General features: G+C 36.7%; 12 protein-coding genes. 8 read left to right on the forward strand and 4 right to left on the reverse strand.

Annotated elements, in window-relative coordinates:
• The 3 genes from J2X31_RS13060 to J2X31_RS13070 all read left to right on the forward strand — a co-directional run bounded on the left by J2X31_RS13060 (nt 1) and on the right by J2X31_RS13070 (nt 4,074).
• Nucleotides 1-2,442, forward strand: a complete 2,442-nt coding sequence (locus tag J2X31_RS13060; RefSeq protein WP_310027259.1) for a bifunctional UDP-N-acetylmuramoyl-tripeptide:D-alanyl-D-alanine ligase/alanine racemase — start codon at nt 1-3, stop codon at nt 2,440-2,442.
• A gap of 83 nt (nt 2,443-2,525) precedes the next feature.
• Entirely contained in the window at nt 2,526-2,912 is a 387-nt protein-coding gene (gene mscL / locus J2X31_RS13065) for a large conductance mechanosensitive channel protein MscL (RefSeq protein ID WP_310027260.1), read from the forward strand.
• Between the two features lie 172 nt (nt 2,913-3,084).
• Nucleotides 3,085-4,074 carry an aspartate-semialdehyde dehydrogenase gene (locus J2X31_RS13070; protein WP_310027261.1) on the forward strand — a complete coding sequence of 330 codons (990 nt, stop codon included), beginning with the start codon at nt 3,085-3,087 and terminating at the stop codon, nt 4,072-4,074.
• A 336-nt stretch (nt 4,075-4,410) separates the two neighbouring features.
• Here J2X31_RS13070 and J2X31_RS13075 read toward each other — a convergent pair whose 3' ends face one another.
• Nucleotides 4,411-4,665 (reverse strand): DUF2281 domain-containing protein, encoded by a 255-nt coding sequence (locus J2X31_RS13075; protein WP_310027262.1) that lies wholly within the window; start codon nt 4,663-4,665, stop codon nt 4,411-4,413.
• Nucleotides 4,666-4,804: 139 nt separating this feature from the next.
• On the opposite strand from J2X31_RS13075, the gene J2X31_RS13080 reads away from it, so the two are divergent.
• The 5 genes from J2X31_RS13080 (at nt 4,805) to J2X31_RS13100 (ending at nt 10,867) form a co-directional block, all read left to right on the forward strand.
• Nucleotides 4,805-5,146 (forward strand): hypothetical protein, encoded by a 342-nt coding sequence (locus J2X31_RS13080; protein ID WP_310027263.1) that lies wholly within the window; start codon nt 4,805-4,807, stop codon nt 5,144-5,146.
• An 85-nt stretch (nt 5,147-5,231) separates the two neighbouring features.
• Nucleotides 5,232-7,619, forward strand: coding sequence for a TonB-dependent receptor (locus tag J2X31_RS13085; RefSeq protein ID WP_310027264.1), 2,388 nt, complete (start codon nt 5,232-5,234; stop codon nt 7,617-7,619).
• Nucleotides 7,620-7,639: 20 nt separating this feature from the next.
• Nucleotides 7,640-8,212 carry a type 1 periplasmic binding fold superfamily protein gene (locus J2X31_RS13090; protein WP_310027265.1) on the forward strand — a complete coding sequence of 191 codons (573 nt, stop codon included), beginning with the start codon at nt 7,640-7,642 and terminating at the stop codon, nt 8,210-8,212.
• A 140-nt stretch (nt 8,213-8,352) separates the two neighbouring features.
• The gene (locus tag J2X31_RS13095; protein WP_310027266.1) at nt 8,353-8,712 is read left to right on the forward strand and encodes a DoxX family membrane protein; all 360 of its coding nucleotides are present in this window, start codon (nt 8,353-8,355) and stop codon (nt 8,710-8,712) included.
• 49 nt (nt 8,713-8,761) lie between these two features.
• A complete protein-coding gene (locus J2X31_RS13100) occupies nt 8,762-10,867 on the forward strand; it encodes a prolyl oligopeptidase family serine peptidase (protein WP_310027267.1) in 2,106 nt (701 codons plus the stop codon).
• 49 nt (nt 10,868-10,916) lie between these two features.
• On the opposite strand, the gene J2X31_RS13105 is transcribed toward J2X31_RS13100, so the two are convergent.
• The 3 genes from J2X31_RS13105 to mtgA are packed head-to-tail and all read right to left on the reverse strand — an operon-like array spanning nt 10,917 to nt 12,897.
• Nucleotides 10,917-11,219, reverse strand: a complete 303-nt coding sequence (locus J2X31_RS13105; RefSeq protein WP_310027268.1) for a hypothetical protein — start codon at nt 11,217-11,219, stop codon at nt 10,917-10,919.
• Nucleotides 11,220-11,274: 55 nt separating this feature from the next.
• The gene (locus tag J2X31_RS13110) at nt 11,275-12,216 is read right to left on the reverse strand and encodes a lipid A deacylase LpxR family protein (RefSeq protein ID WP_310027269.1); all 942 of its coding nucleotides are present in this window, start codon (nt 12,214-12,216) and stop codon (nt 11,275-11,277) included.
• Between the two features lie 3 nt (nt 12,217-12,219).
• Entirely contained in the window at nt 12,220-12,897 is a 678-nt protein-coding gene (gene mtgA / locus J2X31_RS13115; RefSeq protein WP_310027270.1) for a monofunctional biosynthetic peptidoglycan transglycosylase, read from the reverse strand.
• Between the last annotated feature and the right edge of the window lie 161 nt (nt 12,898-13,058).

Genomic DNA, 13,058 nt, shown 5'->3' on the forward strand with positions numbered 1-13,058 from the left:
TTGGCACTTTCAATCCAACATATAATTCCAAAAATCGGAGCCGAATATCACGGGAAAAATCCTGATGCAACAATAGACAACGTTTCAATCGACAGTCGTTCGTTGCAAAACAATCCATTAACCTTATTTTTTGCATTGGTTGGTCCGAATAATGACGCTCATATTTATATAGATGAACTCATTGGAAAAGGCATCCAGAATTTTGTTGTGACAAATATTCCGAAAGATTTAGGTGGCAAAGCCAATTTCTTAAAAGTAAAAAATACTACCGAAGCCTTGCAACAATTCGCTGTTTTCTACCGAAACCTCTATTCATTTCCGGTAATTGGAATTACGGGAAGCAACGGAAAAACCATCGTCAAGGAATGGCTGAATTTTCTTTTGAGCCCAGATTATAATATTATCAGAAGTCCGAAGAGTTACAATTCGCAAGTTGGAGTTCCACTTTCTGTGATTTCAATCAATGAAAAGCACAATCTTGGGATTTTTGAAGCCGGGATTTCCACCATTAACGAGATGCAGAAACTCGAACCTATCATCAGACCAACCATCGGATTACTGACCAATATTGGTTCGGCTCATGATGAAGGTTTTGCCAATTTGGGCGAAAAAATAAAGGAAAAACTCAAGTTGTTTGTTGATGTTGATGTGTTGATTTACAACAAAAATAAGACGATTGATGCCTTTATAAAAAACTCAAAAACGTTTACCTGGAGTTGCAAAGACAGAAATGCCGATGTTTTTATTTCGAAAAAAACCATTCTTGACAAGACACTTTTGCATATTGATTTTGGCGACCATCATTTTGACCTAAAAATTCCTTTTTTAGACGATGCTTCGATAGAAAATGCCATCCAGTGTATGATGATCCTGTTACATTTTGGCTACGACTATAAAACGATTGAAAGCAGAATGGAATTGCTCTATCCTGTCGAAATGCGACTGAAAGTCAAAAACGGCATCAATAATTCGACTTTGATTGATGACAGTTACAGCTCGGATTTTCAATCGTTGAAAATTGCCTTGGATTTTCTTGAAAGCCAAAAACATCACAAGAAAAAAACCTTGATCCTATCGGATATTTTTCAAAGCGGTTTGGACAAGGAAGAATTATATGCCAAGGTTTCGCAATTGATTATTTCCAATAAAATCAATCGTGTAATTGGCATCGGAAGTACGATTTCTGAATTTAAAAATAAATTTCTGAACAGCATCACTTTCAAAAATACCGAAGATTTCATCAATGCATTCGATACTTTATCTTTCGGAAATGAAACCATATTGATCAAAGGAGCACGAACTTTCGAATTCGAGAAAATCGTGGCTTTATTGGAAGAGAAAACACACGAAACGGTTTTGGAAATCAACCTCAACGCCATCAGTCACAACTTGAATTTCTTTAAATCGAAATTAAATCCTGAAACCAAATTAATGGTAATGGTAAAGGCTTTTGGTTATGGAAACGGCGGTTTTGAAATTGCAAAATTATTGGAACATCATAAAGTTGATTATTTGGGTGTGGCTTTCGCCGATGAAGGAATTTCGCTTAAAACGGCTGGAATCACGACGCCAATTATGGTTTTGAATCCCGAAAATACTAGCTTTCCTTCGATTATCCAATATCAGTTGGAACCCGAAATTTATTCTGTAAAAGGATTGAATGCCTTTTTGAAAATTTCAGAGCAAAAAAAATTGTATCATTATCCAGTACACATCAAACTGGATACGGGAATGCACCGTTTGGGATTTCAAGAAAATGATTTGCCTGAATTGATTGCGACTTTAAAAAACACACCTTCTATAAAAGTGAAAAGTATCTTGTCGCACATGGCAACAAGCGACGATTTGAATCAAAAGCAATTTGCCCTTTCGCAGATTGATTTGTTTGAAAAATTATCTTCAAACTTGATGCAGGAATTAAAGATAAATCCGATTCGACATATTTTGAATACTTCGGGAATTTCAAATTTTACCGAAGCTCAATACGATATGGTGCGTCTCGGAATTGGACTTTATGGCATTTCAAATGATGCAGAAGAACAACATTATCTTGAAAATGTGAGTACTTTAAAATCAATTGTCTCACAAATCCGAACCATTAATGAAGGTGAAAGTGTTGGCTATGGCCGAAGATTCATGGCTGAAAAAACCACAAAAATTGCTACAATTCCGATTGGCTATGCCGATGGAATTTCCAGAAGTTGGGGAAATGGACTTGGTTTTGTGACCATCAATCATCAAAAAGCCTATATCGTTGGAAGTATTTGCATGGATATGCTGATGGTGGATTGTTCTGAAATCAATTGCAAGGAAGGCGACCAAGTGATTATTTTCGGCGAAAGCCCAACTGTAAATCTGATTGCAGAAAAAACACACACAATTCCTTATGAAATCCTAACCAGCATTTCTCAAAGGGTAAAAAGGGTTTTCTATAGAGAATAACAGCAGTAAATTATGAATGTTAGTCGAAGGTTTTGAATTTTTAATTAAATTAGCTATCCAATTAACTTAAAACAAAAAATATTATGGGAATGATGTCAGAATTTAAAGCCTTTGCAATGAAAGGCAATGTGGTTGACCTTGCTATCGGGGTTATCATTGGTGCTGCTTTTAGCAAGATTGTTACTTCGTTTATTGAAGATGTAATTACACCACTTTTATTGAAACCTGCTTTAGAGGCTGCAAATCTAACGAAATTAGAAGAGCTTACCGTTTTTGGTTCGGTAAAATACGGTTTGTTCCTTTCAGCGGTTATTAATTTTATAATTGTTGCTTTCGTATTGTTTTTAGTGATCAAAGGAATCAATGCTTCCAGAAAGAAAGAAGCAGAAACTCCTGCTGCACCACCAGCTCCAACAAATGAAGAAAAACTATTGATGGAAATTCGTGATGCTTTGAAAAACAGACCTTAAATATTTCCGCTACATTATATATTCTAATTTAAACCACGTCTTTTGGCGTGGTTCTTCTTTTTGTAAATTTTTAAAACAATTTGTTATATTTTTTAAATTCGTTTTTTTAATTGTTTTATTATCTACTTTTGCATTCAGAAAATAAAATCATTTACCTTAATAAAATATCAATATGAAAGTTGCTGTGGTTGGAGCTACCGGAATGGTTGGCGAAGTAATGCTTGAAGTTTTAGCAAAAAGAAATTTTCCTGTAACCGAATTGATTCCAGTGGCATCCGAAAGATCTGTGGGAAAAGAAATCGAATTCAAGGGAACGAAATATAAGGTGGTTGGTTTGCAAACGGCAGTTGATATGAAGGCCGATATCGCTTTGTTTTCGGCAGGTGGAGAAACTTCTTTGGAATGGGCTCCAAAATTTGCCGATGCAGGAACTACTGTTATAGATAATTCTTCAGCCTGGAGAATGCATGCTGATAAGAAACTGATTGTTCCAGAAATCAATGCTGGTGAACTGACAAAAGACGACAAGATTATTGCAAATCCAAACTGCTCGACGATTCAAATGGTTTTGGCTTTGGCTCCTCTGCATAGAAAATATAACATTAAAAGAATTATTGTTTCTACTTACCAATCCATTACAGGAACTGGTGTGAAAGCCGTTCAGCAATTAGAAAACGAATATGCTGGAATTCAAGGCGAAATGGCATATAAATATCCAATTCACAGAAATGCCATTCCACAATGTGATGTTTTTGAAGACAACGGTTACACAAAGGAAGAGATGAAATTGGTTCGCGAAACCCAGAAAATTTTAGGTGATAAAACCATTGCCGTTACTGCAACTGCCGTGAGAGTTCCAATCGTTGGAGGTCATAGTGAAGCTGTAAATGTTGAGTTTTCCAATGATTTTGATGTGAATGATGTTCGCCAAATCTTGCACGAAACGGATGGTGTTGTAGTTCAAGACAACACGGATACTTATACCTATCCGATGCCAAAATATGCACAAGGAAAAGATGAAGTTTTTGTGGGAAGAATTCGTCGCGACGAAAGCCAGCCGAACACTTTAAATATGTGGATTGTTGCCGATAATTTAAGAAAAGGAGCAGCTACAAATACGGTTCAAATTGCGGAATATTTGGTGGCGAATGGCTTGGTTTAGGAAAATTAAATTTTATAAATAATGAAAGCTGTGATTGAGAAGTCACGGCTTTTTTATTTTAAAATAAATTCGAACTTCGATTATCAAGAAATGTGACCAAAAAAAGTGTATTATTTACGATTGAATAAATCAAGGAATTGACACCGTCAATTGAACATTTTCGATAACCAAAAAATTTAGACTCTGGACAAATATCGTTATTTGCTAAAATGTTCTCCAGCAAATTATCAACCCTATTTTCAAAATTTGTTATCTCTTTCAATGACCATTTTTCAAAAAGATAATCAATTGTACCTAAATATGAATTTAAAGCCGTTTCAGACTAGACAATTTCCATTAAGAAATTTTGCTGTTTATATATTCTCTGATTATTTGTTTTGCTTCAGCGTGAGAATATGTTTTACCATTAGAAATATCTTCTGAACCATCTTTAATGGATTGTTTTTGATTATCAGTCAGGTTAACTGACCAATCATCATCGTGTTCTGATTTATATTTTAAATAATCAACAAACTTATCCACCTCTTGAATCAAATCATCAGGAAGCAATTTTATTTTTTGACTTAATTTTAAGGCTATTGTTGAATCCATTTCAATTCATTTTTGAAATATTATTATATCAAAGATAGTGCTATTTATGAATAAAAAATAATTTTCATCTACCCTGAATCTTCTTAAAATATGTTAAAACAATACATTTTACTTTTCTCTTCCCTACCTTTGCATTTGGATGAAGAAAAAATTTGCCATACTAAATCTATCTTTGATGATAACCGTATTGTTCGCGATACTGTTTCAATCACTGCATTCGTATGAGCATATTTTAGAGGAAAAAGCAACGTTCACGCATCTTGATTCCTCCAAAAAAGATGTTCACGCAAACAATCACAACCACGAGAAATGTTTTGTCTGCGAATTTACTTTTAGCAATTTCATCGGAACAGAATTTACTTCTTTTCAATTTAAAACTTCTTTTGAAGCTATAGCTTATAGCTTTTTTTATACTGAAACACCTTCCGTTTTTTCAGGAAGCCAAGCTACTCTTCGGGGTCCACCTGCATCTATCTGCTAATTAATTTGGAGCATCTCGCTCTTTCTCGGACAGTTTTCTTCTGAAAATTAGTCCTAATTATCATTTTAGATTTTTCAAAAAACCAATGCGTTATTTCATAGCACTTGTTTTCCTATTTATTGGAAACCAATCGTTTGTATATTCCCAAAACAAAGTAAGCGGGAAAATTACGAATGAAAAAAACGAACCGCTTGCTGGTGCTCATATTCATGCAGGTCAGAACTTTACCGTCAGTAATCCCGCAGGAGATTTTGCGATCGATCTGCCTTTCGGCGAAAATTATATCGTGGTCTCTTATGTTGGATATAAAACGGTTACTGTTGTACAAGATATTGATGGAGATGTGGAGTTGAATATTCAATTAAAGGAAGACATTTCTGCTCTCTCGGAAGTTGAAATAAAAGACAAAAACATCAAGACCAACACTACTTCCGACAGGAAAGAACTCAAGATTGCCCAACTCGAAAAATACAGCAGTGGTAGTTTGGGGGATGCCTTGAAGGAAATCAGTGGTGTATCTTCCTTGAAAACGGGAAATACAATTGTGAAACCTGTCATCAATGGTTTGCACAGCAGTCGGGTTTTGATCATCAACAACAATGTTCGTTTGGAAGACCAACAATGGGGATTGGAACATGCTCCAAATCTCGACATCAATACGGCCGGAAAAGTTTCGGTTATAAAAGGTGCTTCGGGATTGCAATATGGGGGCGATGCAATTGGTGGCGTGGTGATTATTGAGCCGTTACCCATTCCTGTAAAAGACACCATTTACGGAAAAACCATCTTGAACGGTGCTTCAAACGGTCGAGGCGGAAGTGTTTCTTCTTCGCTTTTTAAAGGCTATCAATCAGGTTGGAACTGGAATTTGCAAGGCACTTTCAAATATCTTGGAGATGTTGAAGCTCCGGATTATATCTTGTCAAATACTGGAAACCGTGAAAAGAATTTCTCGGCAGGATTGGGATATAAAGGTGAAACTTCCGGATTTTCGGCTTTTTTGAGTTATTATAATGCTACAATTGGCATTTTAAGGGCTTCCCATACCGGAAACCTTGCCGATTTGGTGAACGCCATCAACAGCGGAAAACCATCGGTAATCAACGATTTCACGTATAACATCAATGCTCCAAAACAGGAAGTGCAACATTATTTAGGCAAACTGAACTATTTTCATACATTTTCTGATTTCGGGAAACTGACTTTGCAATATGCTTTTCAGTTGAACAACCGTTTGGAATATGACATCAGAAGAGGCGATTCCAGAAACAAACCTTCTCTGGATTTGTCGTTATCGACACATTCTGTGTTGGTAGATTTGGAAACTTCATCGAGTGAAATTTCAAAATATAAATTTGGAATCAGTGGTGTTTTTCAAAACAATTTTGCAGATACTGATACTGGAGTTCGTCCTTTAATTCCCGATTATGACAAATATGAAGCGGGTGTTTACGGAATTGGCACTTTTGCCTTGAGCGAAAATTTAGAGCTTGAAACTGGTTTTCGTTATGATTTCAGCCGAATTGATGCTACTAAATTCTATCTTCAATCCAGATGGATCGAACGGAATTATGATGCTGATTTTTCAGACATCATCATCGGAGAATTTGGCACACAATGGAAGACGAATCCTGTTTTTACCTATCATAATTTCTCGGGAAGTGTCGGAACCAAATACCAAATCAACCGCAACTTGAAATGGTTTACCAATTTGAGTTTAGCCAGCAGAAGTCCCAATCCTTCAGAATTGTTCAGTGACGGATTGCATCATTCTACAGGACAAATTGAGTTGGGAGATTTGCGTTTGGAGAAAGAAAAAGCGATTAAAATATCGACCGCTTTGGCTTATGCTTCGGATAAATTTGCTTTCGAAGTAAATCCCTATCTGAATCTCATTAATGATTTCACCTTGCTGGAACCAACTGGTTTGGAGCAATCCAACAGAGGAGCTTTTCCAGTTTGGGAATACCGTCAAGTCAATGCAAGAGTTCTGGGAATTGATGTCAATGCAGATTATGATTTTGCAAAAAACCTCAACTACCATTCAACATTTGCCTACGTTTATGGCGAAGACCAAGACAATAAGGAAGCCTTGATCGATATGCCGCCTGTAAATTGGAATAATTCAATTCAATTCAAAAAACAAGACTGGCACAATCTCATTTTAGGCTTAAAAAGCGAATTGGTTTTTACCCAGAAACGCTATCCTGACAATGATTTTATTGCTGATGTTCCTGTTGATGGGGAATTTGTTCCGACTTTGGTAGAAATCAGCCAACCGCCAAAAGGCTACCATCAATTGCATTTCAGCTCTGAAATGAGCTTTGCGACTTTTGAAAAATCTAAGATTACAATCGGATTCAATATCCAAAACATTTTCAACACGAACTATAGAGATTACCTCAACCGTACACGTTTCTATGTGGACGATATGGGTCGGAATTTCACGGTTCAATTAAAATTCAATTATTAAAAATTAAAAATTTACAACAAATGAAAACCCTTAAATTAGTACCATTCGCTTTAATCGCCTTGCTTTCTTTCAACTCTTGTTCAAATGATGACAACTCAAGTCAACCTGTAAACGAAGAAGAAGTAATCACGACCGTAACTGTAACCCTAACTCCCGAAGGCGGAGGAACTCCAGTGGTTTTGACGTCGAGAGATTTGGATGGAGACGGTCCTAATGCTCCAGTAATTACATCAACAGGAAGCATCTCGGCTTTGACTACTTACAACGGAACGGTTTCCTTATTAAATGAATTGACTAGTCCAGCCGATAATATTTCATTAGAAGTAGAAGAAGAAGGAGACGAACACCAGTTCTTTTTCAGTGCAACTGGAGGCTTATCTGGAACTTTCGCTTATGCTGATGAAGACGTTAATGGAGATCCTATTGGTTTGAAGTTTAAATTTACGGCTTCTGCCAATCCACAATCTGGAAATTTGACCGTGATTTTAAGACACGAACCAAATAAAGCTGGAGCAAATGTTGCTTCAGGAGATATAACAAATGCTGGTGGCGAAACTGACGTTCAGGTTACTTTTCCTGTAACTGTATTATAAATTTCGCAATCAAAACCCTTGTAAACCGTTCAGAAATGAACGGTTTTTTTTATTCCTGCATTTTTTACCCTCTTAATTGTCAATAGTTTACAAATTTATTGTTAAATTTATGGAATTAATAATCCTTTAAACACTTTATTATGAATTCAATGTTTACTAAAATCGTAAGAATCTTTCTAGGAATAATTCTTGTACTATCAGGATTGAACAAACTTTTCGAAATTGTTCCAACTCCAGCAGGTAATTTAATTGAATCGTTCGGACAGGTAGATTATATTTTTCCTGTTGTAGCCGTTCTTGAAATCCTTATTGGAGCAATGCTCTTGGCAAAAAAGTGGATTGCCTTTGCCTTGATACTTTTAGCTCCAATTGCCATCAACATTCTTCTCTTTCATTTCTATCTCAATTTTTCTGGTATTGTTCCTGCGATTGTCATTGCTACTCTAACCGGAATCTTGATTTATAAACATTGGTCTCAATATAAACCGTTATTTAACTAATCTCTAACAATGGTTTTTGCTATTTTTGTGAAAACCAAAATTTTCATCAATGAAAAAAACAATCGTAACCTTGGTTGTATCTGTATCTATGACCTCATTTGGACAAATCAATTATCCCAAAACAGAAAAAAAAGTAGTAGAAGACACTTATTTCGGAACCACTATTAGAGACCCATATCGTTGGCTTGAAGACGATAAATCGGCCGAGACAGCTTCTTGGGTGAAAGCCGAAAATGAAGTAACCTTCAATTACCTCGAAAAAATTCCTTTCAGAAAACAACTAAAGGAAAGAATGGAGAAACTTTGGAATTATGAAAAAATTTCGGCTCCGTTCAAAAGAGGAAATTACACCTATTATTACAAAAATAACGGACTGCAAAATCAATCCGTGATGTACCGAAAAGACAAGAATGGCAAGGAAGAAGTTTTTCTGGATCCGAATACATTTTCGGCAGATGGTTCTACCTCTTTGGCAAGCGTTTCCTTTACAAAAGATGGTTCACTTGTAGCCTATTCGATTTCTGAAGCAGGAAGCGATTGGAACAAAATCACGATTTTGGATGCCGTTTCCAAGAAAAAACTGGAAGCCGAAATTGTGGATGTAAAATTCAGCGGAATTTCGTGGTACAAGAACGAAGGTTTCTACTATTCTAGCTACGATAAGCCAGAAGGAAGTCAATTATCTGCGAAAACCGACCAACATAAATTGTATTTTCACAAATTAGGAACGGCACAAAAATCCGATAAGGTGATTTTTGGCGACCAGGAAAAAAGAAGATACGTTGGTGGTGGCGTTACTGAAGACAACAACTATTTGATTATTTCAGCCTCTACTTCCACTTCTGGAAATGAATTGTACATCAAAGATTTGAGCAAAGCTGATAGCAAGATTGTAACGATTGTTGACAATTTTGAAACCGACAACAGCATCATTGAAAATGTAGGTTCAAAGCTGTACATCATCACAAACAGAAATGCTCCAAACCAAAAAATTGTAACCGTTGATGCTTCCAATCCAACTCCAGAGAACTGGAAGGATTTTATTCCTGAAACTAAAAATGTACTTTCGGCCAATACTGGTGGAGGATATATTTTTGCAGATTATATGAAAGATGCCGTGACGCAAGTCTTGCAATATGACTATAACGGAAAATTAATCCGTGAGGTGAAACTTCCTGGCGTTGGTTCGGCCGGAGGATTTGGTGGTAAAAAGGAAGAAACGACTTTGTATTATTCGTTTACCAATTATACCACTCCAGGAACCATTTATTCGTATGATCCAAAAACTGGAACTTCAAAGGAATATGAAAAACCAAAGGTTGATTTCAATTCAGCCGATTATGAAAGTAAGCAAATTTTCTATACGTCGAAAGACGGAACAAAAGTTCCAATGATCATCACCCACAAAAAAGGATTGAAACTTGACGGTAAAAATCCAACCGTTCTTTATGCTTATGGTGGATTCAACGTGAGCCTTACGCCTTCTTTTAGCGTAGCAAATGCCGTTTGGTTGGAGCAAGGCGGTATTTATGCTGTTGCGAATTTACGCGGTGGTGGAGAATACGGAAAAGAGTGGCACGATGCCGGAACACAGTTGAAAAAGCAAAATGTTTTTGATGATTTCATCGCTGCAGGCGAATATTTGATTGCTCAAAAATATACTTCATCTGATTACTTGGCAGTTCGTGGAGGTTCAAACGGAGGGTTGCTGGTTGGTGCTGTTATGACACAAAGACCAGACCTGATGAAAGTCGCTTTGCCTGCCGTTGGAGTTCTGGACATGTTGCGTTATCACACTTTTACGGCTGGAGCCGGATGGGCTTATGATTATGGAACCGCAGAAGATTCTAAAGAAATGTTCGATTATTTAAAAGGATATTCTCCGGTTCATAATGTAAAAGCAGGCGTGAAATATCCAGCAACTTTAGTAACAACGGGCGATCACGACGACCGTGTGGTTCCAGCTCATAGTTTTAAATTTGCCGCCGAATTGCAAGACAAGCAGACAGATCCTAACCCTGTTTTAATCAGGATTGAAACAAACGCTGGTCACGGAGCTGGAAAACCAGTTTCTAAAACCATCGAAGAAATTGTGGATATTCAAGCCTTTACGCTTTACAACATGGGCTTTAAAGAATTGCCTAATAAGATATAAAGAAATTTTGTCCCAAAACAAAAGCATCCGTCATAATTGGCGGATGCTTTTATTTTAAAGATAATTTGCTCAACAAATCTTCTGAAATTTCATCGATATACATACCGTAGGAAGTAACCAAGATTCCCTTTGTGCCGTCATTGGATTGAATTCCGTAAACCGTTGCCTCCTCATCCGGACTTGAATCGCCTTCATAGCGATAGACTTCCGTGATTTCAAAATCGTCCTTATGGTATTTTTTTGAATTTGCTGTAAGAGCATTCTCTTCAAGATTAAAATCAACCGTGAAACCTGCCGATCGAAGTTGCTTTATCGCTTCCAGGACTGTAGCGTATTTGTAATTTGCACTCATAGTTTGTAGAATTTTGGATGCCTAAATTTAAGGAAAAAAAAGAACTTGGACTGTTTTAATCCAACAAATACCCAACACCTATCGAACCATAAAAATAATCCTCAATAACATTATTCTTCGCTTCTCTTCCTCTAAACAAAAAAGAATACGACAAATTCCAATGGTTTTTTCGGTACTTCAATCCGGCTTCTCCGTTAAATCGAAAAGGCTCCAAGGGGAAAGTCACCGGGCTATTGTCATTAAACATACTTCCTTGAATCGTAGCATCATAGGCCTGATAATTGACTTTCGGCGAAGCATAAAAATAAAATTCGCTTTCTTCCTTATAGTTTCTATCAGCCCGAAGCGAGCCATCGTATAAATTGGAATTGTAAACCGGTAATAATTTTTTTAGACTGAATCGAAAAACAGGACCAACAGTTACCGAATTAAAAATAGTTCCCACACTTGCCTCACCTTGAAATTGTGCATCAATCTGGGTTTCTTTCTTTGGGAATAATTTCACCGAATAAAAAACATTTGCCTGTATCGCAAAAGCATTCTTGATCTGATATTGCCATCCGTAAACATTCCGATATCCAAAAAGATCGTGAAAACCCCTTTGCACTTCCTCGCCTAAGGCATTCGGACCGACATATCCAATTTGTCCATTGATTTTCAGTACCGATTGATTTTGATAAAAGGTATTCAAACTCGCTTCTGCAAAAAGATAACCAGCAAAAGGCCTGTCGTTCTTGTAAAAATCATCCGCTCGAATCGTTTGCGGATTATAAATGTATTGTCCTAAACGAAACTCAACAATTTTTTTATTGACTTTTTCTTTTTCATTTGAAATAAGATAGCGGTAGAAAAACTCAAATCCGTTGGTGTAATATTTGTCATTCACTGTTGAAACATAGAGGTCGTTATCGAAAACAATTCCGATTTCGGTTGGTTTTTTTTGTGCCAAAACCGAGCAAGACACAAACACAAACAGCAGGAGTGACTTTTTCAGCATAATTTAGTACTCTAGTTTCACGTACTGCATGTGCTTCATGATTCGGCTTTTCCGTCTTTCAATATAACTTGAAGAATTACTGGCCTTGAACTTTCTAGGATTAGGAAGAATTGCCGCTATTCCTGCCGCTTCTCTTTTGGATAAATTATGTGCACTTTTCCCGTACCAATGATTTGCAGCCGCCTGAACGCCATAAACACCACTTCCCATTTCGATACTGTTCAGATAGACTTCCATGATGCGTTCTTTTCCCCAGATTAATTCAATCAAGACTGTAAAATAGGCTTCAAGTCCTTTTCGGAGATAGCTTCGTCCTTGCCAAAGAAAGACATTTTTGGCTGTTTGTTGCGAAATCGTACTTCCGCCTTTTAGCTTTTTCCCTTTCTCATTATTCTCCATTGCTTTTTCGATGGCATTGAAATCGAAACCATAATGAGCGAGGAAATTGGCATCTTCGCTGGCGATAACTGCTTTTTGGATGTTTGGGGAAATTTCTTCCAACGGCACCCAATCGTGACTGCACGTCATTTCCTTTCCGTCAGCTTTTTGTTCCAAAGCCCGGATTCCCATTAAAGGCGTGAACGGAACGGGAACAAACTTGAAAACAACCACTAAAAAAGTAGAAATCACGAAGAAGTAAAGCATCGCTTTCCACAAGAATCTGAATATTTTTTTTATCATAAGTACATCTTAAAATTCCAATCTACAATATCCAAAAAACAAATAAATTTCAATTTTATAAATTTCAAACCCTTTGATAATAAACAAAGTATAAGTTTCTAGGTTTGAAAAATTGAGATTTCGAGTTTTGGAGCTTATTTGTTTTTTGGATATTGTAGATT

The sequence above is a fragment of the Flavobacterium arsenatis genome (assembly GCF_031456785.1).
GTDB classification, from domain to species: Bacteria; Bacteroidota; Bacteroidia; order Flavobacteriales; family Flavobacteriaceae; genus Flavobacterium; species Flavobacterium arsenatis.